At 56.9% G+C, this 23,481-nt stretch carries 22 protein-coding genes; 18 read left to right on the forward strand and 4 right to left on the reverse strand.

What is annotated here, in order from left to right; genetic code table 11:
* Positions 1-116 precede the first annotated feature (116 nt).
* Positions 117-602, forward strand: coding sequence for a phosphohistidine phosphatase SixA (gene sixA / locus ACH1XZ_RS01035; protein WP_395593977.1), 486 nt, complete (start codon positions 117-119; stop codon positions 600-602).
* A gap of 101 nt (positions 603-703) precedes the next feature.
* Here sixA and smrB read toward each other — a convergent pair whose 3' ends face one another.
* Positions 704-1,255, reverse strand: a complete 552-nt coding sequence (gene smrB, locus ACH1XZ_RS01040) for an endonuclease SmrB (protein WP_123650194.1) — start codon at positions 1,253-1,255, stop codon at positions 704-706.
* A gap of 164 nt (positions 1,256-1,419) precedes the next feature.
* On the opposite strand from smrB, the gene prmB reads away from it, so the two are divergent.
* From prmB to ACH1XZ_RS01070, 6 genes are read left to right on the forward strand one after another with little or no spacing between them, the layout of a single operon-like run.
* Positions 1,420-2,352: a 50S ribosomal protein L3 N(5)-glutamine methyltransferase gene (prmB, locus tag ACH1XZ_RS01045; protein ID WP_395593978.1), complete on the forward strand. Its 933-nt coding sequence runs from the start codon at positions 1,420-1,422 to the stop codon at positions 2,350-2,352.
* 43 nt (positions 2,353-2,395) lie between these two features.
* Positions 2,396-3,481, forward strand: coding sequence for a chorismate synthase (gene aroC / locus ACH1XZ_RS01050; RefSeq protein ID WP_395593979.1), 1,086 nt, complete (start codon positions 2,396-2,398; stop codon positions 3,479-3,481).
* Positions 3,482-3,483: 2 nt separating this feature from the next.
* Positions 3,484-4,308, forward strand: coding sequence for a penicillin-insensitive murein endopeptidase (gene mepA, locus ACH1XZ_RS01055; RefSeq protein ID WP_395593980.1), 825 nt, complete (start codon positions 3,484-3,486; stop codon positions 4,306-4,308).
* The gene (locus ACH1XZ_RS01060) at positions 4,308-5,117 is read left to right on the forward strand and encodes a sulfite exporter TauE/SafE family protein (RefSeq protein ID WP_395593981.1); all 810 of its coding nucleotides are present in this window, start codon (positions 4,308-4,310) and stop codon (positions 5,115-5,117) included. The genes mepA and ACH1XZ_RS01060 overlap by 1 nt, the downstream gene beginning before the upstream one ends.
* The gene (locus ACH1XZ_RS01065) at positions 5,117-5,662 is read left to right on the forward strand and encodes an elongation factor P hydroxylase (RefSeq protein ID WP_395593982.1); all 546 of its coding nucleotides are present in this window, start codon (positions 5,117-5,119) and stop codon (positions 5,660-5,662) included. The genes ACH1XZ_RS01060 and ACH1XZ_RS01065 overlap by 1 nt, the downstream gene beginning before the upstream one ends.
* A gap of 27 nt (positions 5,663-5,689) precedes the next feature.
* Positions 5,690-5,965, forward strand: coding sequence for a YfcL family protein (locus ACH1XZ_RS01070; protein ID WP_035895079.1), 276 nt, complete (start codon positions 5,690-5,692; stop codon positions 5,963-5,965).
* A gap of 168 nt (positions 5,966-6,133) precedes the next feature.
* Here the strand turns inward: ACH1XZ_RS01070 and mnmC are convergent, their stop codons facing one another.
* Positions 6,134-8,134 (reverse strand): bifunctional tRNA (5-methylaminomethyl-2-thiouridine)(34)-methyltransferase MnmD/FAD-dependent 5-carboxymethylaminomethyl-2-thiouridine(34) oxidoreductase MnmC, encoded by a 2,001-nt coding sequence (gene mnmC, locus ACH1XZ_RS01075; protein WP_395593983.1) that lies wholly within the window; start codon positions 8,132-8,134, stop codon positions 6,134-6,136.
* Between the two features lie 160 nt (positions 8,135-8,294).
* Here mnmC and fabB point away from each other — a divergent pair, with 160 nt between their 5' ends.
* Positions 8,295-9,506, forward strand: coding sequence for a beta-ketoacyl-ACP synthase I (gene fabB / locus ACH1XZ_RS01080; protein ID WP_185666770.1), 1,212 nt, complete (start codon positions 8,295-8,297; stop codon positions 9,504-9,506).
* Between the two features lie 208 nt (positions 9,507-9,714).
* Positions 9,715-10,890: an MFS transporter gene (locus ACH1XZ_RS01085; protein ID WP_395593984.1), complete on the forward strand. Its 1,176-nt coding sequence runs from the start codon at positions 9,715-9,717 to the stop codon at positions 10,888-10,890.
* 143 nt (positions 10,891-11,033) lie between these two features.
* Here the strand turns inward: ACH1XZ_RS01085 and ACH1XZ_RS01090 are convergent, their stop codons facing one another.
* Complete coding sequence (locus ACH1XZ_RS01090; RefSeq protein ID WP_395593985.1) at positions 11,034-12,149, reverse strand: flagella biosynthesis regulator; 1,116 nt, start codon at positions 12,147-12,149, stop codon at positions 11,034-11,036.
* A 109-nt stretch (positions 12,150-12,258) separates the two neighbouring features.
* On the opposite strand from ACH1XZ_RS01090, the gene pdxB reads away from it, so the two are divergent.
* From pdxB to purF, 9 genes are all read left to right on the forward strand, one after another.
* Positions 12,259-13,386, forward strand: a complete 1,128-nt coding sequence (pdxB, locus tag ACH1XZ_RS01095) for a 4-phosphoerythronate dehydrogenase PdxB (protein WP_395593986.1) — start codon at positions 12,259-12,261, stop codon at positions 13,384-13,386.
* A 64-nt stretch (positions 13,387-13,450) separates the two neighbouring features.
* Complete coding sequence (locus ACH1XZ_RS01100) at positions 13,451-14,464, forward strand: aspartate-semialdehyde dehydrogenase (RefSeq protein ID WP_395593987.1); 1,014 nt, start codon at positions 13,451-13,453, stop codon at positions 14,462-14,464.
* Positions 14,464-15,276, forward strand: a complete 813-nt coding sequence (truA, locus tag ACH1XZ_RS01105) for a tRNA pseudouridine(38-40) synthase TruA (protein ID WP_395593988.1) — start codon at positions 14,464-14,466, stop codon at positions 15,274-15,276. The genes ACH1XZ_RS01100 and truA overlap by 1 nt, the downstream gene beginning before the upstream one ends.
* A gap of 25 nt (positions 15,277-15,301) precedes the next feature.
* Positions 15,302-15,961 (forward strand): DedA family protein, encoded by a 660-nt coding sequence (locus ACH1XZ_RS01110; protein ID WP_395593989.1) that lies wholly within the window; start codon positions 15,302-15,304, stop codon positions 15,959-15,961.
* Positions 15,962-16,156: 195 nt separating this feature from the next.
* Complete coding sequence (accD, locus tag ACH1XZ_RS01115) at positions 16,157-17,071, forward strand: acetyl-CoA carboxylase, carboxyltransferase subunit beta (protein ID WP_035892521.1); 915 nt, start codon at positions 16,157-16,159, stop codon at positions 17,069-17,071.
* Between the two features lie 72 nt (positions 17,072-17,143).
* Entirely contained in the window at positions 17,144-18,412 is a 1,269-nt protein-coding gene (folC, locus tag ACH1XZ_RS01120; protein ID WP_395593990.1) for a bifunctional tetrahydrofolate synthase/dihydrofolate synthase, read from the forward strand.
* A complete protein-coding gene (gene dedD, locus ACH1XZ_RS01125) occupies positions 18,402-19,079 on the forward strand; it encodes a cell division protein DedD (RefSeq protein ID WP_395593991.1) in 678 nt (225 codons plus the stop codon). Before folC ends, dedD begins: the two co-directional genes overlap by 11 nt.
* Before the next feature lie 287 nt (positions 19,080-19,366).
* A complete protein-coding gene (cvpA, locus tag ACH1XZ_RS01130) occupies positions 19,367-19,855 on the forward strand; it encodes a colicin V production protein (protein ID WP_035892519.1) in 489 nt (162 codons plus the stop codon).
* Between the two features lie 33 nt (positions 19,856-19,888).
* Entirely contained in the window at positions 19,889-21,406 is a 1,518-nt protein-coding gene (gene purF / locus ACH1XZ_RS01135) for an amidophosphoribosyltransferase (RefSeq protein ID WP_395593992.1), read from the forward strand.
* A 102-nt stretch (positions 21,407-21,508) separates the two neighbouring features.
* Here purF and ACH1XZ_RS01140 read toward each other — a convergent pair whose 3' ends face one another.
* Positions 21,509-23,476: a glycoside hydrolase family 127 protein gene (locus ACH1XZ_RS01140; protein WP_395593993.1), complete on the reverse strand. Its 1,968-nt coding sequence runs from the start codon at positions 23,474-23,476 to the stop codon at positions 21,509-21,511.
* Positions 23,477-23,481: the final 5 nt, after the last annotated feature.

The following is a 23,481-nucleotide window of genomic DNA, read 5'->3' on the forward strand; positions in this document are numbered from 1 at the left end:
ACGCCAGTAAGGTAAAAATCAGCGTTTCATTCAGTGAATGGATAAGGCACAATGCCCGGCTACCGCGTCACCGTCATGGTGACGCTGGTGCTTCTGGTCAACAAAAGCGGTGCAATATGCAAGTTTTTATTATGCGTCACGGCGACGCTGCCCTCGATGCAGCCAGTGACTCGGTTCGTCCTCTTACCGGTTGCGGTTGCGATGAATCTCGTCAGATGGCAACCTGGTTTAAAGACCAAAAAGTGGATATCGATCGTGTTCTGGTGAGTCCATACCTGCGTGCGGAACAGACGCTGGAAGTGGTAGGGGAGTGTGTAAACCTGCCAAAAGAGGTGGAAGTTCTGCCTGAGCTCACTCCGTGTGGTGATATCGGGCTGGTGAGTGCCTATCTTCAGGCGTTAGCGAATGAAGGTGTCTCATCGGTGCTGGTGATTTCTCACCTGCCGCTGGTTGGCTACCTGGTCGCAGAACTTTGCCCGGGCGAAGTTCCGCCAATGTTTACCACCTCAGCTATTGCCAGCGTCACTCTGGACGCGAACGGACAAGGTGTCCTGAACTGGCAAATGAGCCCATGTAATCTGAAAATGGCGAAAGCGATTTAACGATTGTGACGTCCAGACCCAGTAGGCCGGATAAGCGAAGCGCCATCCGGCAGCCTGGTGTACAGTGCCGGAGGGCGCTTCGCTTATCCGGCCTACGTCGCTCAGGGAAGTTCCGGCGGTAACCACTCTTCAACTTCAATCAACACCAGCAGCGCGGCATCTCCGCCGTATTCTTTCGACGCCTGATGAAACGCCATTACGTGCGGATGCTGAGCCAGCCACAGCGGCGTTTGCTGTTTCAGAATATGTTTGCCGTGCCCGTGCATCACGCAGGCGCAGAACACATGCTCACGACGACAGGCGGCAATCAGCGCGCCCAGCTCCTGTTTGGCCTGCATCTGCGTTAACCCATGCAGGTCGAGAAACAGTTCAGGTGAATAATCACCGCGGCGCAGTTTTTTAAGCTCAAAATGGCTGACATCTTCGCGCACGTATTTGACCGGACCGTTAGTGTTGAGCAACGGCTGGAACTCATCGGAAAAATAGTGGCTATTGTCGGCCTGCTCCTGGAGCAGACGCTTTGGCGGCACTTCGCTGATTTTTTTTCGTACTGGACGATGAACGATAGTGTCCTGCTTAATTTTCCGCGTGCCCGTCATGAGCTGCTGGAAGAGTGCCTGATCCTCCTCGCTCAAAGCGTTTTTGTTTTTCATTGATTCTTCTCAATTCATCTTTTCCCCTAGTTTACCTTTTCACGCCGCTCCCTGCAGCGAAAACGCTTTTTTCCCCGCGGCCTACGCAAGAATGCTGATTTATCGCCGTCTTCATGGCAAACTAGCCGCCGAATTTACCCCGACGCATGCCCCTGGAGGACAATGTGGATAAGATTTTTGTTGATGAAGCAGTCAATGAGCTGCATACCATTCAGGACATGCTCCGCTGGGCGGTAAGCCGCTTTAGCGCGGCCGAGATCTGGTACGGTCACGGCACCGATAACCCATGGGATGAAGCGGTGCAACTGGTGCTGCCTACGCTCTACCTGCCGCTGGATATTCCAGAAGATATGCGCAGCGCGCGCCTGACCACCACGGAAAAACAGCTGATCGTTGAACGCGTGATCCGTCGCGTGAACGAGCGTATCCCGGTGGCCTATCTGACCAACAAAGCCTGGTTCTGCGGTCACGAATTCTACGTTGACGACCGCGTACTGGTGCCGCGTTCGCCGATTGGTGAGCTGATTAACAACCGCTTTGCGGGTCTGATTAACCACCGCCCTGAGCATATTCTGGATATGTGCACCGGCAGCGGCTGTATCGCGATTGCCTGCGCCTATGCTTTCCCGGAAGCGGAAGTGGACGCGATTGACGTCTCCCCAGACGCATTGGCCGTCACCGAGTTCAACATTGAAGAGCACGGCATGATCCACAACGTCACGCCGATCCGTTCCGATCTGTTCCGTGACGCGCCGCAGCTGCAATACGATCTGATCGTCACCAACCCGCCGTACGTCGATGAAGAAGATATGTCTGATCTGCCGTCAGAATATCGCCACGAACCGGAGCTGGGTCTGGCTTCCGGCGCAGACGGCCTGCACCTGACTCGTCGTATTCTCGGTTGCGCGCCGGATTACCTCACCGACGACGGTATTCTGATTTGTGAAGTGGGTAACAGCATGGTACATCTGATGGACCAATACCCGGATGTTCCGTTCACCTGGCTTGAGTTTGATAACGGCGGTGACGGCGTCTTTATGCTGACCAAAGCGCAGCTGATTGCCGCGCAGAATCACTTCGCACAGTACAAAGACTGACTAATCCAGCACGCAACAACAGAACAACGATAACGGAGTCGTGATGGCAGGAAATACAATTGGACAACTCTTTCGCGTAACGACCTTTGGCGAGTCGCACGGTATTGCGCTGGGCTGCATCGTTGACGGCGTGCCTCCGGGCATCCCGTTGACCGAAGCTGACCTGCAGCATGACCTTGACCGTCGTCGCCCGGGCACGTCGCGTTACACCACTCAGCGTCGCGAACCGGACCAGGTGAAAATCCTCTCCGGCGTGTTCGAAGGGGTGACCACCGGTACGAGCATCGGTCTGCTGATTGAAAATACCGATCAGCGTTCCCAGGATTACGGCGCCATTAAAGACGTCTTCCGTCCAGGACACGCAGACTATACCTACGAACAGAAATACGGCCTGCGCGACTATCGCGGCGGCGGTCGTTCTTCTGCCCGTGAAACAGCGATGCGCGTAGCGGCTGGGGCGATTGCCAAGAAATTCCTCGCGGCGAAGTTTGGTATCGTTATTCGCGGTTGCCTGACCCAGATGGGTGACATTCCGCTGGCGATTAAAGATTGGGATCAGGTCGAGCAGAATCCATTCTTCTGCCCGGATCCGGACAAGATCGACGCGCTGGATGAACTGATGCGCGGCCTCAAAAAAGAGGGCGACTCCATTGGTGCGAAGGTGACCGTGGTTGCTGATGGCGTACCGGCTGGTTTCGGTGAACCGGTGTTCGACCGTCTGGATGCCGACATCGCCCACGCGCTGATGAGCATCAACGCGGTGAAAGGCGTGGAAATTGGCGATGGCTTTGAGGTGGTGAAGCTGCGCGGCAGCGAAAACCGCGACGAAATCACCAAAGACGGTTTCCAGAGCAACCACGCGGGCGGCATTCTCGGTGGTATCAGCAGCGGTCAGCAGATTGTGGCGAATATTGCGCTGAAACCGACCTCCAGCATTACCGTACCGGGCAAAACGCTGAACCGTTTTGGTGAAGAAGTGGAGATGATCACCAAAGGTCGTCACGACCCTTGCGTGGGCATCCGCGCGGTGCCGATTGCCGAAGCGATGCTGGCGATTGTGCTGATGGATCACTTTATGCGCCAACGCGCGCAAAACGCCGATGTGACGACGTCTATTCCACGCTGGTAAACATGAAAAAAACCGTTATAGCGCTGCTGGCTCTGGTGGCCAGCAGTACGGCGTTGGCGGCAACGCCGTGGCAGAAAATCACGCAACCCATCAGCGGCAGCGCCCAGTCTATTGGCGCATTTGCTAACGGCTGTATCGTGGGCGCGCAGGCGCTCCCGTTGCAGTCTGAAACCTATCAGGTGATGCGTACCGACCAGCGTCGCTACTTTGGTCACCCGGAACTGGTGCAGTTTATCCAGCGTTTGGGTAGCCAGGTGCAGCAGCATGGTATGGGCACGATGCTGATTGGTGATATGGGGATGCCTGCTGGCGGGCGCTTTAACGGTGGGCACGCCAGCCACCAGAGTGGTCTGGATGTTGATATTTTCCTGCAGCTACCGAAAGCGCGCTGGAGCTCGGCTCAATTGCTGAAACCCCAGGCGCTGGACTTAGTCAGCGCAGACGGCAAACGGGTCGTTCCTACGCTCTGGAAGCCGGAAATTGGCCAACTGATTAAGTTGGCGGCTGAAGATAGCGAAGTGACGCGCATTTTCGTTAACCCTGCCATTAAACAGCAGCTTTGCCTCGACGCGGGTAATGACCGCGACTGGCTGCATAAAGTTCGCCCGTGGTTCCAGCACCGTGCGCATATGCACGTCCGCCTGAAGTGCCCGGCGAACAGCCTCGAATGTGAGGAGCAGGCACCGCCTCCCGCCGGAGACGGCTGCGGCGCCGAACTGCAAAGCTGGTTTGAACCGCCAAAACCTGGCACCACTAAACCTGTGAAGAAGACGCCTCCTCCGTTGCCGCCTTCCTGCCAGGCGCTACTGGATGAACACGCACTCTAATGGATAGTTTCTCCACACTCTTTATGGTTGAGCCACTCATGCTGGTGGCGCTTTTCTTTATTGCGATTCTGGCAGGGTTTATTGATTCACTCGCGGGCGGCGGCGGTTTGCTCACCGTTCCGGCGCTGATGGCCGCGGGTATGCCACCGGCTCAGGCGCTGGCGACCAACAAGCTGCAGGCCTGCGGCGGGTCGCTTTCCGCCTCTCTCTACTTTGTTCGTCGCAAAGTGGTGAATCTTGCGGATCAAAAGCTCAATATTCTGATGACCTTCATCGGCTCTATGACTGGGGCGCTATTAGTGCAGCATGTGCAGTCAGAGATCCTCCGCCAAATCCTGCCGCTGTTGATAATTGGTATTGGTCTCTATTTCCTGCTGATGCCGAAACTCGGCGAAGCTGACCGCCAGCAGCGCCTTTACGGTCTGCCGTTTGCGCTGGTCGCCGGTGGCTGCGTCGGTTTCTATGATGGCTTTTTCGGCCCCGGTGCGGGCTCGTTCTACGCGCTGGCGTTTGTGACGCTGATGGGCTTTAACCTCGCTAAATCGACCGCACATGCCAAAGTGCTGAACGCCACTTCCAACGTCGGCGGGCTGCTGCTGTTTATCATCGGCGGCAAAGTTATCTGGGCAACCGGATTCGTCATGATGATTGGGCAGTTTTTCGGCGCTCGCATGGGCTCGCGCTTAGTGCTAAGTAAAGGGCAGACGCTGATCCGTCCGATGATCGTGGTGGTTTCCGCGGTGATGAGCGCGAAGCTGCTGTATGACAGCCATGGACAGCAAATTTTGCATTGGTTAGGGATGAATTAATGACGAACACACATGATTACCAGCAACTGGTAACGATTTTCGATGGCTGCTTTGCCGATGAGTTTAATACTCGTCTGATTAAAGGCGACGACGAACCTATTTATCTTCCGGCTGATGCCGAGGTGCCCTATAACCGCATCGTCTTTGCGCACGGCTTTTTCGCCAGCGCGCTGCACGAAATTTCGCACTGGTGTATTGCCGGAAAAGCGCGGCGTGAGCAGGTGGATTTTGGCTACTGGTACTGCCCCGACGGGCGCGATGCCAAAACTCAGGGGCAGTTTGAAGACGTCGAAGTGAAGCCACAGGCGTTTGACTGGTTGTTCTGCGTGGCAGCGGGATTTCCGTTTAACGTCAGCTGCGACAACCTGGAAGGTGACTTTGAGCCGGACCGCATTGTGTTTCAGCGACGCGTCCACGCGCAGGTGATGGCCTATCTTGCAGAAGGTATTCCGCCGCGCCCGGCGAAATTTATCAAGGCACTACAGAATTATTACCATACGCCGGACTTAACGGCGGAACAATTTCCATGGCCGGAAGATCTCTAAAGCCATGTTACCGAAAGAGGAAAGAAGATGATCGCGGAGTTTGAAGCACGCATTCTGGCGTTAATTGATGACATGGTGGAGCACGCCAGTGATGATGAGCTGTTTGCCAGCGGTTATCTGCGCGGCCACTTAACGCTCGCCGTGGCGGACCTGGATGAAGGTGAAGTCCATAACGCCGATGCGCTGTATCGCAACGTGACGCAGAGCCTGGAAACGGCTATTAGTGCCGGTGAACTCTCCCCACGCGACCAGGCGCTGGTGAAAGAGATGTGGGATAACCTCTATCAGCAGGCCTCCCACTAAGTGCTATTGCCCGGTATCGCTGCCGGGCATTCTCCTGATGCTGGATGTGGTAGGCCGGATAAGCGTAGCGCCATCCGGCAGCCCGAGCAGATTGCCGGATGGCGGCGTAAACGCCTTATCCGGCCTACCGTTTCTTTACCCGATATCGCTGCCGGGCAATCTCCGCGCTTATTTTACCGCCTTTCCCTTCAGCAGTTTTCTTACCCATAGCCGATTTGGATTGAGCGCCGCCAGCGTTTGCGCGTCCAGCGGCAGCGGTTCATCGCTCATTTGTGCCGCAAGCACTTCCGCCGTTAACGGTGCCGTACACAGCCCGCGCGAGCCCAGCCCGCCCAGCATAAACAATTCCGGATAGTACGGTGCAGAAGCCGCCGTTTGCGGAGCCTCATTAAGCTTCGCGTACTCGGTAAGCGTGGCGGCATAATCCGGAACGTTGCCGACCATCGGCAGGTGATCGCGCGTGGCGCAGCGTACGCCGCAGCGGGCTTCATTGGCGCTAACGTCCACTTCCTGCGCCCAGTCTTGCTGCGGGAAACAGTCAATCAGGCGCTGACGGTTATGCCGCTGGTCTTCCTCGTTAAACACCATGTCGCGCTGCCCGCGATGGTAGCTTGCCCCGATACAGTGCTGCTGGTTATTAGGATTTTGCGGCGTTAAATATCCGTCATAGCACAGCACCTGGCGAAGATTTGCCAGACGCTCGCTGGTGGGGATATGGCTGACCTGGCCGCCGACGGCATACACCGGCAGCGCCTCCGTCTGGGCTAGCTGATTGATATTATGCCCGGTTGCCAGCACCACGGCAGGTGACGAGGCCGTTTGCCCATCGGTAAAGCTAAGCTGCCAGCCATCGGCTTCATGGGTGAGGGCAGTTAACGTTTTTCCCCAGTGCATCTGAAGACCCTGCTGGCGAGCCAGTTCAAACGCTCCGCTAGTCAACTGCGCTGGGCACAGCCAGCCGCCGAGCGGGTATTGAATTCCCCCGCAGTTGGTTGGCAGCCCCACGCTGGAGTGAACTTCTTCTGCCGTGGCTGCATGAGCAACCTCGGCAGGTAGATCCATTGCGAGCATGTTGGCGATTTTATCCGCGCTTTTTTCATCAAAGCCAAGCTGGGTCACGCCGCACCACTGCTTCTCAAACGTCACGGGCAGAGCGTCGTAGAATCGCCGGGCGTAGAGAAACGCTGCCGGGAAGAACTGTGCCAGCGCGGCATCATGGGCGCTTAACAGGGGATACAGCGCGCCCTGGCGATTGCCGGATGCACCCTGAGCAGGGGCTTCATCGGCACAATAGAGCGTCACCGCCCAGCCACGGCGCAACAGGGCAAGCGAAAGCAGAGCGCTGGCGATGCCGCCGCCGACGATCGCAACCTCGCGTTTTTCACTCGCGGTGCGAGCAAACCACGGTGTGCGATTTACCTCAGGCAGGGTGCTGGTCATTTCGCCGGTCAACATTTCTCGCTTGCGGCCAAAGCCCTTGGTCTTACGCATGGTGAACCCGGCTTCCTGCAAGCCGCGGCGGACAAATCCTGCCGAGGTGAAGGTAGCAAGCGTGCCGCCCGGTCTGGCGGTTCGCGCCATCGCGGCAAACAGCGTAGGGGTCCACATATCCGGGTTTTTGGAAGGAGCAAAGCCATCAAGGAACCAGGCATCGACCTGCTGATTAAAACTGTCGTCGAGTTTGTCGGTGAGTTCATTGATATCGCCAAACCACAAATCCAGCGTGACGCGGCCTTCGTCGAGCAGCAGGCGATGGCAACCCGCCAGCGGCAGCGGCCACTGCGCCTGAAGCTGCTCAGCCCACGGTGCCAGCTCAGGCCAATGCTGATGTGCCAGACGCAGGTCGTCGGCCTTCAGCGGAAATTTTTCAAAACTGACGAAATGTAATCTTTGTAGCGTAGCGTCAGGATGCTGGCGGCGAAATGCGTCGAACGCCTGCCAGAGCGTCAGAAAATTGAGGCCGGTACCGAAACCGCTTTCTGCCACCACAAAGAGCGGGCGCGGGTGGTGGGGGAAGCGTTCATCCAACTGGTTCCCGCCGAGAAAGACGTAGCGAGTCTCTTCCAGACCGTTGTCATTAGAGAAGTAGACATCATCGAAATCTCGGGAAACAGGTGTACCCTCACTGTTAAATTCGAGGTTGGCAGATTGTATGGCGTTATGTTTCACGTAAGTTACTCGTGCGGCAAGGAGTCTGAGGATCTTAACGATGCGGGCCCAATGGCGCAAATTTCTGCATAAAATTGCTGATCGGACTTGTTCGGCGTACAAGTGTACGCTATCTTGCGACTCGAAACTTTAAAATAGTGATGACTTACAGAGGTATTGAATGAAACGTGCAGTGATTACTGGCCTGGGTATCGTTTCCAGCATCGGTAGCAACCAGCAGGAAGTCCTGGCATCTCTGCGTGAAGGACGCTCGGGGATCACTTTCTCTCAAGAGTTCAAAGATTCTGGTATGCGTAGCCACGTATGGGGTAACGTCAAACTGGACACCACCGGTCTTATCGACCGCAAAGTGGTCCGTTTCATGAACGATGCCTCTATCTACGCTTATCTCTCCATGCAGCAGGCGGTTGAAGACTCTGGCCTGAAAGCAGAAGATTATCAGAACAACCCGCGCGTAGGCCTGATTGCCGGCTCCGGTGGTTCTTCTAAAGCTCAGGTATTCGGTGCTGACGCAATGCGTAGCCCGCGTGGCCTGAAAGCGGTGGGTCCATACGTTGTGACCAAAGCGATGGGTTCTGCGGTTTCCGCGTGCCTCGCTACGCCGTTCAAAATTCACGGCGTGAACTACTCCATCAGCTCCGCGTGTGCCACTTCCGCACACTGTATCGGTAATGCGGTAGAGCAGATTCAGCTGGGCAAACAGGACATCGTTTTTGCTGGCGGCGGCGAAGAGCTGGGCTGGGAAATGGCCTGTGAGTTCGATGCGATGGGCGCACTGTCCACCAAATACAACGAAACGCCAGAGAAAGCTTCCCGTACCTATGACGCACACCGTGATGGTTTCATCATCGCTGGCGGCGGCGGTATGGTTGTGGTTGAAGAACTGGAACACGCTCTGGCTCGCGGCGCGCATATCTATGCAGAAATCGTTGGTTACGGCGCAACGTCCGATGGTGCAGACATGGTTGCTCCATCCGGTGAAGGCGCAGTGCGCTGCATGAAGATGGCGATGCACGGCGTTGATACCCCAATCGACTACCTGAACTCCCACGGTACTTCTACTCCGGTAGGCGACGTGAAAGAACTGGGCGCCATTCAGGAAGTGTTTGGCGACAACAGCCCAGCAATTTCTGCAACCAAAGCGATGACCGGTCACTCTCTGGGCGCCGCTGGCGTACAGGAAGCTATCTACTCTCTGCTGATGCTGGAACACGGCTTTATCGCCCCAAGCATCAACATCGACGAGATGGACGAGCAGGCTGCTGGCCTGAACATCGTGACTGAACCAACCGACCGCGAACTGACTACCGTCATGTCCAACAGCTTCGGTTTCGGCGGCACCAACGCCACGCTGGTTATGCGTAAGCTGTAATTTTTACAGTTGGTGAGAAAAAGGAGCCCGTGGGCTCCTTTTTTTATGCGTTGACAATCGCCTGAAATAACAGGCAAACTCCTGGCTCAACATTATCATCACGATAATGCGTAAGCGTTCAACGTCAACCAACGCACCTTAATCCTGATTCGCAGGTAGAGGGGGCGTGGCTACAGCACCTCGCCTTACTCGTTTTCTGGAGTAAAGCATGACAGCAGTAACTCAAACTGAATCAACATCGTCTTCGAACGGGTCGTTATTTCGCATCGCTTTTGCGGTGTTTCTGACCTATTTAACCGTCGGCATTCCGCTGCCGGTCATTCCGCTATTTGTGCACCAGGAACTGGGCTACGGCAACACCATGGTGGGCATCGCTGTGGGCATTCAGTTCTTTGCGACCGTGCTGACGCGCGGCTATGCCGGGCGATTGGCGGACCAGTATGGTGGTAAGCGGTCGGCATTGCAGGGCATGGCTGCCTGCGCGTTTGCCGGGGCCGCCTGGCTTGGTGCGGCGCTGCTGCCGGTAGATGCGATGGTCAAATTTGGCCTCCTTATCGTCGGACGCTTGATTCTGGGCTTTGGTGAAAGCCAGCTATTAACCGGCACCCTGACCTGGGGCATGGGGCTGGTGGGGCCGAAGCAGTCCGGCAAGGTGATGTCCTGGAACGGCATGGCGATATTTGGCGCGCTGGCTGCCGGGGCGCCGCTGGGCCTGTTTATCAACGCACGCTACGGTTTTGCCGTGCTGGCCGGGGTTACGATGGCGCTGCCGCTGCTGGCCTGGGCCTTTAACGGTTCAGTGCGTAAAGTTGCCGCCATGGCCGGTGAGCGCCCGTCGCTGTTCAGCGTGATTGGCCTTATCTGGAAACCGGGCATGGGCCTGGCGTTACAGGGTGTAGGCTTTGCGGTGATTGGTACTTTCGTATCGCTCTACTTTATGAGCAAGGGCTGGTCGATGGCTGGCTTTACGTTGACGGCATTCGGCGGCACCTTCGTGCTGGTGCGTATTCTGTTTGGCTGGATGCCGGATCGCTTCGGTGGCGTGAAGGTTGCCGTGGTTTCCCTGTTAGTTGAAACGGTGGGTCTGCTGCTGTTATGGCAGGCTCCGAGCGCGTGGGTGGCGCTTTCCGGCGCAGCGCTGACCGGGGCCGGTTGCTCGCTGATTTTCCCGGCGCTGGGTGTGGAAGTGGTGAAACGCGTGCCGCAGCTGGTTCGCGGTACGGCGCTGGGCGGCTACGCCGCGTTCCAGGATATTGCACTGGGCGTATCCGGGCCGCTGGCGGGGATGCTGGCAACCTCGTTCGGTTATCCGTCCGTCTTCCTCGGCGGGGCTATTTCCGCGGTGCTGGGAATTGTGGTCACCCTCTGGTCATTCCGTAAGTAATCGTTATTGCGCGTCAGGGCGCCTGGGATAAAGCCTGATATCCGTTAGTGAGGTCAGTGGTTCCGTTCACTTTGCGCCCGACCGGAAGCCGGAGGGAATCTAGCGCACCCATTAGAGGATGCGCTAATGCCTGATGGCCGAGCTTACAGCAGCACCCAAAGCAGCACCGCCACCACAATCAGCACCACAAAAGCCAACCCAGGGCGTGCCGACAGCGACTTAATTGACGTAATCATCGGCGCAAACGGCGCGTAAATCGGCTGGATATTACGCGCCTCCAAGACCTGCGCCTCGGCATGCGCCACGCGCTCACGCTCAATACGCTTAAGGAACAGCAGATTAAGCAGCTCCTGAACCTGAACGGGGGTGAGCGCCGTCTGCGGCGTAATATTCCAGTTCTGCTGCCCGTAATCACGCAGAATCTGAAACTCCTGATCGCCTAGCGGTTGCTTAAGCGCTGCCTGAAGAACGTTAAGCGTAGGCGCAGGGTGCGTGCTCAGCGTCAACCGCGCTTGCAGCAAGGTCACCAGCGAAGTGAAATATTTAGCGGGAATAAGCTCGCTGGTTTTGACCGGAGAAAACTCCTGAAGCGACTGCCACAGCGGCTTACTGGCCTCGGTGGATGATGCCTGCGCTTTATCTGAATAGAGCGCATCGGGCTTCACGCTGGCGAGCTCAATCAGCGACTGCCAGATTTGCTTACTCGGCTCACCGGTGGCCGCAGAAAGCTTGCCAACCAGCTGATTGAGCGTGGTGTACTCTGCCGGTAGCAGCGGACGGTCTGTCGCCGGGCGCTGCTGTGGTTGAGGAATAGAAAGCTGGCCGCGCTGGAGGAGCTGCAGCACATTTTTAAGCTGCGGCAGCGTGAGCTGGTTCAACGCGGTTTGCCCGTACTGCTGGCGGATAAAATCACTGACGGCCTGACGGTTATTTCCCTGGCTGAGCAGCTCGGTCAACTGAGACAGCGTTTGTCTCATACTGAAGTTCTGCTCAGCAGTACCGATGCGCTGATTTAAATTCTGTTCGGCTGCCGGAAAGTGACGCGATAGCAGCGGCGTATCGCTTTTCACACCCAGATCGTGCTTCACGCCAGCCCATACCTCAGCATTTTGTTGTGAGGTCATAGTGATAAGGCGCGTGATCAAACGTTCCAGCACGGTGCGTTGCTGGAGACTCAGCGGCTGCTCTCCAGCATTGGAAAGCGGTGTAGGGTCGGCCCCCGGAGGGCGCGCAGGCATACCTGAGATGGGTTGCGTCATGATTATTCCTTTCTGCAAAGCGGTACTGATACCAGGCGCGAGTATTCCTGGCGGCAAGATTATGGCACACTTCCCCGGTTTACTCTCGCTCTCAGACAGGTACTGAACCGTGAAAATCCTTGTTGATGAAAATATGCCCTACGCCCGTGAGCTTTTTAGCCGCCTGGGCGAAGTGAGGGCGGTTCCTGGCCGGCCAATCCCGACCGATGCGTTAACCGATGCTGATGCGCTGATGGTGCGTTCGGTAACGAAGGTGAATGAAGCGCTGCTCGGTGACAAGGCAATTAAATTTGTCGGTACGGCGACGGCGGGCACTGACCACGTCGACCAGTCGTGGCTGACGCAGGCGGGAATTGGATTCTCGGCTGCGCCAGGCTGTAACGCGATTGCCGTGGTGGAATATGTTTTCTCGGCGCTGCTGATGCTGGCCGAGCGCGACGGTTTTGCGCTGGCTGACCGCACCGTCGGTATCGTCGGCGTGGGCAACGTGGGTGGCCGTCTGCAAAAGCGCCTTGAAGCGTTGGGCATTAAAACATTGCTGTGCGATCCGCCGCGTGCGGATAACGGCGACGAGGGCGATTTCCGCTCGCTCGACGAACTGGTCGCTGAAGCTGACGTTATCACCTTTCACACGCCGCTGTATAAAGAAGGTCAGTATAAGTCGCTGCACCTTGCCGATGAGGCGCGGATTCGCCGCCTGAAGCCGGGGACGATTTTAATCAACGCCTGCCGTGGTCCGGTGGTAGATAACGCTGCGCTGCTGAAATGTCTGGAAGAGGGACAGAACCTTAGCGTCGTGCTGGATGTATGGGAGCCCGAGCCGGATCTTAACCTGGCGCTGCTCGATAAAGTCGATCTGGGCACCTCGCATATCGCGGGATACACCCTGGAAGGCAAAGCGCGCGGCACCACTCAGGTGTTTGAAGCCTACAGTCAGTTTATCGGTCAACCGCAGGAAGTGGCGCTCTCTACGCTGCTGCCGGCGCCTGAGTTTGGCCGCATCAACCTGCATGGCCCGCTCGATCAGCCTACGCTGAAAAGACTGGTCCATTTGGTGTATGATGTGCGCCGCGATGACGCACCGCTGCGAAAAGTGGCGGGGATCCCGGGCGAATTTGACAAGCTGCGCAAAAATTATCTCGAGCGTCGTGAGTGGTCATCATTAACCGTTGAGTGTGATGATGCCGATGCCGCCGCGCTGCTGCAAAAACTCGGGTTTAACGCCGTACATTGTTAATGTCTTCTTAATGCCTCTGCCGGATACTCCGGCAGGGTCGCCATTTTTTCTGGAGTAAATCACCATGTCTGAAGGCTGGAATATTGCCATCCTGGGCGCAACCGGCGCCGTAGGCGAAGCCCTGCTTGAAACCCTTGCTGAACGTCAGTTCCCGGTGGGTGATATCTATGCGCTGGCGCGCACCGACAGCGCGGGCGAACACCTGCGTTTTAATGGTAAATCAGTCAGTGTGCAGGACGCCGCAGAGTTCGACTGGACGCAGGCTCAACTGGCATTCTTTGCCGCGGGTCAGGAAGCGTCGGCAAGCTATGCCGAAGAAGCCACCAACGCGGGCTGCCTGGTTATCGACCTCAGCGGTCTGTTCGCGCTGGAGCCGGACGTGCCGCTGGTGGTACCAGACGTGAACCCGTTCGTGATGGCGGATTATCGCAACCGCAACCTGATTGCCGTCGCCGATAGCCAGACCAGCCAGCTGCTGGCTGCGCTGAAGCCGCTGATTGATGACGGTGGCCTGTCGCGTATCAACGTGGCCAGCCTCATCTCCGCCTCCGCGCACGGCAAAAAAGCCGTCGACGCGCTGGCAGGGCAGAGCGCCAAGCTACTGAACGGTATTCCGATTGATGAAGATGACTTCTTTGGTCGCCAGCTGGCGTTCAACATGCTGCCGCTGCTGCCGGACCGTGAAGGCTCCGTGCGTGAAGAGCGTCGTATCGTCGACCAGGTACGCAAAATTCTGCAGGACGAAGGCCTGATGATCTCCGCAAGCTGCGTGCAGTCGCCGGTGTTCTACGGCCACGCGCAGATGGTGAGCTTTGAAGCCATGCGTCCGCTGTCCGCAGAAGAAGCGCGTGATGCCTTCTCCCGTGGCGAAGATATCGTGCTGTCTGAAGAGGGGGAGTTCCCGACTCAGGTTGGCGATGCCACTGGTAGCGCGCACCTTTCCATTGGCTGCGTTCGTAACGATTACGGCATGCCGGAACAGGTTCAGTTCTGGTCCGTTGCCGATAACGTTCGCTTTGGCGGCGCGCTGATGGCGGTCAAAACCGCTGAGAAACTGGTGCAGGAGTATCTGTACTAATGTCTGACAAAGAGCTGCTGCCGGTCTATCGAATTGCGCTGGGCATTGAGTACGACGGCAGCAAATACTACGGCTGGCAGCGGCAAAACGAAGTGCGCAGCGTGCAGGAGAAGCTCGAAAAAGCGCTCTCGCAGGTGGCAAACGAGCCTATCAACGTGTACTGCGCCGGACGTACCGACGCCGGCGTTCACGGCACGGGTCAGGTGGTGCACTTTGAAACCCGCGCGTTGCGTAAAGACGCCGCCTGGACGCTGGGCGTAAATGCGAATTTACCTGGTGACATCGCGGTGCGTTGGGTGAAAGCTGTTCCCGACGATTTCCACGCCCGCTTTAGCGCAACGGCGCGTCGCTACCGCTACGTCATCTACAACCACCGGCTGCGTCCGGCGGTGTTGGGGCAGGGGGTGACGCATTATCACCAGCCGCTGGACGCGGAGCGGATGCACCGCGCCGCGCAAAGTCTGCTGGGTGAGAATGATTTCACCTCGTTTCGCGCGGTGCAGTGTCAGTCGCGTACGCCATGGCGCAACGTTATGCATATTAACGTGACGCGCTATGGCAACTATATTGTGGTGGACATCAAAGCGAACGCCTTTGTGCACCACATGGTAAGGAATATTGTTGGCAGCCTGATGGAAGTTGGCGCAGGAAACCAGCCGGAGAGCTGGATGGCAGAACTGCTGGCGGCAAAAGACAGGACGCTTGCCGCCGCAACGGCAAAAGCGGAAGGGCTGTATCTGGTGGCGGTAGATTACCCCGCGCACTTTAAACTGCCCAACGCGCCGATGGGCCCGCTTTTCCTGGCGGACTAACGAAGTCATTTGGGGCTAAGACAATATGGATCTCATCCGTTTTTTAATTGATTTTATTTTGCACATTGACGTGCACCTGGCGGAGCTGGTTGCGCAGTACGGCATCTGGGTTTACGCCATTCTGTTCCTGATCTTGTTCTGCGAAACGGGGCTGGTGGTGACGCCGTTCCTGCCTGGCGACTCGCTGCTGTTTGTTGCCGGTGCGCTATCCGCACTGCCAACCAACGATCTCAACGTCCACCTGATGGTGGTACTGATGGTCATTGCGGCGATTGTCGGCGATGCGGTGAACTACACCATTGGTCGGCTGTTTGGTGAGAAGCTCTTTAGCAACCCGAACTCGAAAATCTTCCGTCGTAGCTACCTCGATAAAACCCATGCGTTCTACGATAAGCATGGCGGAAAAACCATTATTCTGGCGCGATTTGTGCCTATCGTCAGAACATTTGCGCCATTTGTGGCGGGAATGGGCCATATGTCCTATCGTCATTTTGCTCTCTACAACGTAACCGGCGGGCTACTGTGGGTGCTGTTGTTCACCTACGCGGGCTACCTGTTTGGCGATCTGCCGGTGGTTCAGGAAAACCTGAAGCTGCTGATTGTCGCTATCATCGTGCTGTCGATATTGCCGGGCGTGATTGAAGTGATTCGTCACCGCCGTAAGGCGGCAAAAGAGGCAAAATAAACCCTGCACGTAGGGCACGATTCAGCCGTGCCCTGTTACGACATGTTTCGCGGTTCGACCACTTTTTTATGCCAAGTTTCGGGCTGTTATGTTTTAATGTGCAACATTCATGGTCTATGAGGGGCAAAAGTGGCATTATGCGCGCCCCCTTATGGCAAAACTGGCATCGACCAGGTTCAGGCAGAAAGGTTATCAATGAGCTGGATTGAACGAATTAAAAGCAATATCACACCTACCCGTAAGGCGAGCATCCCGGAAGGGGTGTGGACCAAATGCGATAGCTGTGGTCAGGTTCTGTATCGCGCTGAGCTGGAGCGTAACCTCGAGGTTTGCCCGAAGTGCGATCATCACATGCGTATGTCAGCGCGTAATCGCCTGCATAGCCTGTTAGATGAAGGGTCCCTGGTAGAACTGGGTAGTGAACTTGAGCCGAAAGACGTGCTGAAGTTCCGTGACTCTAAAAAGTACAAAGACCGTCTGGCATCTGCTCAGAAAGAGACAGGTGAAAAAGACGCGCTGATCGTCATGAAAGGCACTCTGCACGGTATGCCGGTTGTCGGTGCGGCCTTTGAGTTCTCCTTTATGGGCGGCTCAATGGGTTCTGTTGTCGGTGCGCGTTTTGTCCGTGCCGTTGAACAGGCGCTGGAAGACAACTGTCCGCTGATCTGCTTCTCCGCTTCCGGCGGTGCGCGTATGCAGGAAGCGCTGATGTCTCTGATGCAGATGGCGAAAACCTCTGCGGCGCTGGCGAAAATGCAGGAGCGCGGTTTACCGTACATCTCCGTGCTGACCGACCCAACCATGGGTGGTGTCTCCGCGAGCTTCGCGATGCTGGGCGACCTGAACATCGCTGAGCCAAAAGCGCTGATCGGCTTTGCCGGTCCACGCGTTATTGAACAGACCGTTCGTGAGAAACTGCCGCCGGGCTTCCAGCGCAGTGAGTTCCTCATCGAGAAGGGCGCTATCGACATGATCGTTCGCCGTCCGGAAATGCGTCTGAAGCTTGCTAGCATTCTGGCGAAGCTGATGAATCTCCCGGCACCGAACCCGGACGCGCCGCGCGAAAGCGTGGTGGTACCACCGGTACCGGATCAGGAACCAGAGGCCTGATAATCCAAAGGGCAGGGCCGGGTGGCTCTGCCCTTTTTGCTTTTACTCACCGCTGTTGGACGTTGCGACACCATGGACAAACATCTTATTCCTCAGGCCACGTCGCCCCTGGCTACGTGGCTTTCTTATCTGGAAAACCTTCACTCCAAGACCATCGATCTCGGCCTGGCGCGCGTAAGCCAGGTGGGCGGGAATCTGGGCGTGCTGAAGCCTGCGCCGTTTGTCTTTACCGTTGCGGGTACGAACGGCAAGGGCACCACCTGCCGTACGCTGGAAACTATCCTGATGGCGGCAGGCTACAAGGTGGGGGTTTACAGCTCCCCGCATCTGGTTCGCTACACCGAACGCGTGCGCGTGCAGGGCGCTGAGCTGCCAGAAAGCGCACACACCGCCTCGTTTGCGGCGATAGAAGCGGCGCGTGGTGAAACATCGTTGACCTACTTTGAGTACGGAACGCTTTCGGCGCTGTGGCTGTTTAAGCAGGCCGCGCTGGATGTGGTGATTCTGGAAGTGGGCTTAGGCGGGCGCCTGGACGCCACTAACATTGTCGATGCCGACGTCTCCGTCGTCACCAGCATCGCGTTGGACCACACCGACTGGCTGGGGCCGGACCGTGAAAGCATTGGCCGCGAGAAAGCGGGCGTGTTTCGCGCTCATCGTCCTGCGGTCGTCGGCGAGCCGGATATGCCGCACACCATTGCGGATGTGGCGCGCGAAAAAGGCGCACAACTGTTGCAGCGTGACGTTGACTGGCGCTATAGCGTTGAAGGCGATAGCTGGACCTTCAGCGATGCGCACGGCGAACTGCGCAACCTGCCGCTGCCAAATGTGCCGCAGCCAAACGCTGCTACGGCGCTTGCCGCGCTGCGCGCCAGCGGGCTGAAGGTGAGCGAGGTGGTTATCCGCGAAGGCATCGCCAGCGCGATTCTGCCAGGCCGTTTCCAGACCATCCAGCTTGAGCCGCGCGTCATTCTCGACGTCGCGCATAACCCACACGCCGCAGCCTACCTTGCCGGGCGTCTCAAATCGTTGCCGAAAACCGGGCGAGTGCTGGCGGTTATTGGTATGCTGCATGATAAGGACATCGCCGGTACGCTGGCGTGCCTGGAAGACGTTGTGGATAGCTGGTACTGCGCGCCGCTTGAAGGGCCGCGCGGTGCAACGGCGGAGCAGCTGTGCGAGCATCTGCGCGCAGGTGCTATTTATAGCAATGTGGCGCAGGCGTGGCATGCCGCCATGGCTGATGCAGCGCCTGAAGATACGGTGCTGGTGTGTGGTTCATTCCACACGGTAGCGCATGTGATGGAAGTGTTGGACGCGGGGAGTGCTGGTGGCAAGTAAGTTTCAAAACCGTCTCGTCGGGACGATTGTATTAGTCGCGCTGGGGGTCATTGTACTGCCAGGGCTGCTTGACGGGCAAAAAAAGCATTATCAGGATGAGTTTGCTGCCATCCCGCTGGTGCCTAAGCCTGGCGATCGCGATGAACCAGATATGCTGCCAACGGCGACGCAGGCGCTGCCTGCTCAACCGCCGGAAGGCGCGGCTGAAGAGGTGAGGGCAGGCGATGCCGCCGCGCCATCGCTGGATTCCAGCCGGCTGTCAGTCAGCGGCAACGGCGAGCTCGAGCAGATCCCGCCTGCGGCTGAGCTGCCGAAGCCTAAGCCGGTAGAAAAACCGAAGCCAAAACCGCAGCCAGTGGCCGAGCAGGTCGCGGCGACTACGCCACCGCCGAAAGCCGCGCCGGAAGAGAAACCGGCGCCGGTTGGTAAAGCGTATGTGGTACAGCTCGGTGCATTGAAGAATGCAGATAAGGTGAATGAAATTGTCGCGAGTCTGCGCGGTGCGGGTTATCACGCCTACACGTCGCCTTCGACGCCTGTTCAGGGTAAAATCACCCGTATTCTGGTTGGCCCGGATGCCTCGAAAGATAAGCTGAAAGGCTCACTTGGTGAGTTGAAGCAGCTGTCGGGGCTGAGTGGCGTAGTGATGGGATATACGCCGAACTAAGGCGTTTGTTTTTCCCCCTCACCCCGGCCCTCTCCCCAGAGGGGCGAGGGAGAAAGTCGGTGCTGGACTTATCGACGTCTCCCAACGGTCCCCTCTCCCCTCAGGGGAGAGGGTTAGGATGAGGGGCGCTAAACAACGCCAAAAGCCACCAAAAAACGATGGCGTTGAATATTTTTTCAGCGCCATTTTTTATTTACGCCGGGGAAGGAAATCCCTACGCAAACGTTTTCTTTTTCTGTTAGAATGCGCCCGAACTGGATGACAGGGCGTAAAATCGTGGGACGTATATGGTCTGGATTGATTACGCCATTATCGCGGTGCTGGGCTTATCTTGCTTGGTGAGCCTCATCCGCGGCTTTGTTCGTGAAGCATTATCGTTGGTAACATGGGGCTGTGCCTTCTACGTTGCTAGCCATTACTACACTGACCTGTCTGTCTGGTTTACGGGCTTTGAGGACGAACGGGTTCGAAATGGGATTGCTATTGCGGCGCTATTCATCGCGACGCTCATCGTCGGCGCTATCGTCAACTTTGTGATAGGTCAGCTGGTGGAGAAGACCGGTCTGTCGGGTACAGACAGGGTATTGGGGATCTGCTTCGGCGCGCTACGTGGGGTGCTGATCATCGCCGCTATCTTGTTCTTCCTTGACACCTTTACCGGCATGTCCAAAAGCGATGATTGGCAGCATTCGCAGTTTATTCCCTATTTCTCGCCGGTTATCAGATGGTTTTTTGAATACCTTCAAAGCTCGTCAAGTTTCTTGCCCAAAGTATAAGCTTTGGGTCGTTGCTTAACGAGGAAAAGACGTATGTGCGGTATTGTCGGTATCGCCGGTGTCATGCCGGTTAACCAGTCGATTTATGATGCGCTAACGGTGCTGCAGCACCGTGGACAGGATGCCGCTGGCATCATCACCATTGATGCCAACAACTGCTTCCGCTTGCGTAAAGCGAACGGTCTGGTGAGCGATGTCTTTGAAGCCCGCCACATGCAGCGTATGCAGGGCAACATGGGTATTGGCCACGTGCGCTACCCAACGGCGGGCAGTTCCAGCGCGTCTGAAGCCCAGCCTTTTTACGTCAACTCCCCATATGGTATTACGCTTGCGCATAACGGCAACCTGACCAATGCGCACGAGTTACGTCAAAAGCTGTTTGAAGAAAAACGCCGTCACATTAACACCACCTCCGATTCTGAAATCCTGCTCAATATCTTTGCGAGCGAGCTGGATAACTTCCGTCACTATCCTCTGGAAGCGGACAACATCTTCGCGGCCATCGCCGCTACCAACCGCCAGATTCGCGGGGCGTATGCCTGTGTGGCGATGATTATCGGCCACGGTATGGTGGCCTTCCGTGACCCTAACGGTATTCGTCCACTGGTGCTGGGCAAGCGCGATATCGGCGACGGTCGCACCGAATATATGGTGGCTTCCGAAAGCGTGGCGCTGGACACCCTCGGCTTCGAATTCCTGCGCGACGTTGCGCCGGGCGAGGCGGTCTACATTACTGAAAATGGCCAGCTGTTCACCCGTCAGTGCGCTGACAATCCGGTGAGCAACCCGTGCCTGTTCGAGTACGTCTACTTCGCGCGTCCGGACTCCTTTATCGACAAGATTTCCGTCTACAGCGCTCGTGTGAACATGGGGACCAAGCTTGGCGAGAAAATTGCGCGTGAATGGGAAGATCTTGATATCGACGTGGTCATTCCGATTCCGGAAACCTCCTGCGATATCGCGCTGGAAATTGCGCGTATTCTCGGCAAACCCTACCGCCAGGGCTTTGTGAAAAACCGCTACGTGGGTCGTACCTTTATCATGCCGGGCCAGCAGCTGCGTCGTAAGTCCGTTCGCCGCAAGCTCAACGCTAACCGCGCTGAATTCCGCGATAAGAACGTACTGCTGGTGGATGACTCCATCGTGCGCGGTACCACCTCTGAGCAGATCATCGAGATGGCGCGTGAAGCGGGCGCGAAGAAGGTTTACCTGGCTTCCGCAGCGCCGGAAATTCGTTTCCCGAACGTTTACGGTATCGATATGCCAACCGCCACTGAGCTGATTGCTCACGGGCGTGAAGTGGATGAGATTCGCCAGATAATCGGCGCGGATGGGCTTATCTTCCAGGATCTGGACGATCTGATTGAGGCAGTACGCGCGGAGAACCCGGATATTCAGCAGTTCGAATGCTCGGTGTTCAACGGCGTGTACGTGACCAAAGACGTCGACCAGAGCTATCTTGATTTCCTTGACTCTCTGCGTAACGACGACGCGAAAGCGGTGCAGTTGCAGAACGAAGTGGAAAATTTAGAGATGCATAACGAAGGGTAAATCAGGAATGCCGGATGGCGACGCATCGCGTCTTATCCGGCCTACCGTCCACCCTCGTTGTAGGCCGGATGAGGCGTAGCCGCCATCCGGCTTTTTTTATGGTTACGCCTCGTCCACCCAAATCCGCATTTCGCCTTCGCCACGGTTGGCCCAGCTAAACCACGGGATAAAGGTTAACGTCTGCTTCTCAACCGCCGTCTGACGATTATCAAAGCTGTACAGCGGCTTATCTTCCTGAGCGGTTAGCACGCGTAGCCCTTCCGCCTGCAGCAGCACCTTGCCCTTCAGCACGCCAACGCCCTGGATCTCACGGAACGCACTCTCTTTTGGCAGTGACAGATTATGCAGCTCGCTGCCGTTATCCGCCTCTTCCAGACAGTAGATCAACGGCCCGCGCTGAATCGCCACTTTGCCCGCCGCATGGCGTACCAGCGGGTTGGCGTAGACGCGGCGAATGGTCATTGGCAGGTGCAGCGTAATCACGTCACCCTCCTGCCACTGGCGGTGCAGGTGCAGATAACCGTTGAGGGTATCACCCACCGCAGGTTCACCGTTGACCAGCACCTTCGGCGCGTCACACCACTCCGGCAGGCGCAGCGCCAGGGTGTGCTCGACCGCCTGCGGATGCGTGAAGCGAATGTTCACCTCTTCATCCCACGGATAGTTGCCTTCGATTTCGAGCGCCAGCGTCTGCTCGCTCACCGTGAACTGCGCTTCGCTACCGGCGTAGAAGTTGATAAACAGCGCATCCGGGCGCGGAGTGAAAATGTAATGACCGATAGCAACCAGCGTGCGCGCAATGTTCGGCGGGCAGCAGGCGCAGCCGAACCAGCGCTGACGAACCGGCTTGATGTGATCGTAGATATGGTTATGCGGAATGCTTTTCGGGTGCGTTTCCAGCGGGTTGACGTAGAAGAAGTGCTTACCGTCCAGCGCCATCCCGCCGAGCACCGTATTGTAGAACGCGCGCTCCATCACGTCGGCGTAGTGAGCATCGCCCTCCATTTCTAACATGCGGCGGGCGAACATCATCAGGCCAATCGAGGCGCAGCTTTCGCCGTAGGCGGTATCGTTCGGCAGGTCGTAGTCGCTGGTGAAGGCTTCGCCAATGCCCTGCGAACCGATGCCGCCGGTGATATACATGCGGCGCTGCACCATGTTGTCCCAGATCCGCAGGCAGGTCTGGCGTTTATCTTCGTCGTGGGTCATACGGGCGATATGCGCCAGCCCGGTCATCAGATACACCGACCGCACGGCGTGGCCGACCGCTTCGTGTTGTTCTGAAAGCGGCTTATGTGCGTGGGTGTACGACTTGTCTTTAATCATGCCTGGCCAGGCATCACCCCAACCCACCCAATGGCGGGTACCGCCGCGTTTTTCAAACTCAATATCGTAGTAGTACGGCTGCTGGCCGCGCTCTTCCACGAAGAAGCAGGCCAGCGCCTGATAGCGCGGTTCTTTTGTCACTTCATACAGACGCATCAGCGCCAGTTCAATTTCCGGATGCCCCGGATAGCCGCGCAGCTGATCGGGGTTCGGTCCGAAAACCGTGTCGATGTGATCGGCAAAGCGGCAAGAAATGTCGAGCAGGCGACGCTTGCCGGTGGCGTGGTAAAACGCCACTGCCGCTTCGAACAGGTGCCCGGCGCAGTAAAGCTCGTGGCACTCTGCCACGTTGGTCCAGCGTAACCCGGGTTCCTTCACGGTATACCAGGTATTCAGATAACCATCTTCACACTGCGCCTGCGCCAGTAGCTCAATCACCTCATCAGCGGTTTTTTCGAGCTGAGCATCCGGCTTCTGGCTTAATGACCAGGCGACCGCTTCCAGCCATTTGGTGACATCGCTGTCCTGAAAGACCATCCCATAAAAATCACCCTGCTCAAGACCGGCGGCAATACGGTAGTTAGCCAGCGCGTGGCTCGGCTCCGCCTCCGGCAGATTGTCATTAAGCGCCTCCCACTGATAAGGGATAACCACATCGCGGATGAGGCGCTGGTATTCCCCTAAAAACGGGTCTGTAATGGTGATTCGGTTCAGATCGGCTTCAATCACATCAGACTGCATCATGTTTA

Origin of the sequence: Kluyvera chengduensis (assembly GCF_044197065.1) — a bacterium.
In the GTDB taxonomy this organism is placed as follows: Bacteria; Pseudomonadota; Gammaproteobacteria; order Enterobacterales; family Enterobacteriaceae; genus Kluyvera; species Kluyvera ascorbata_C.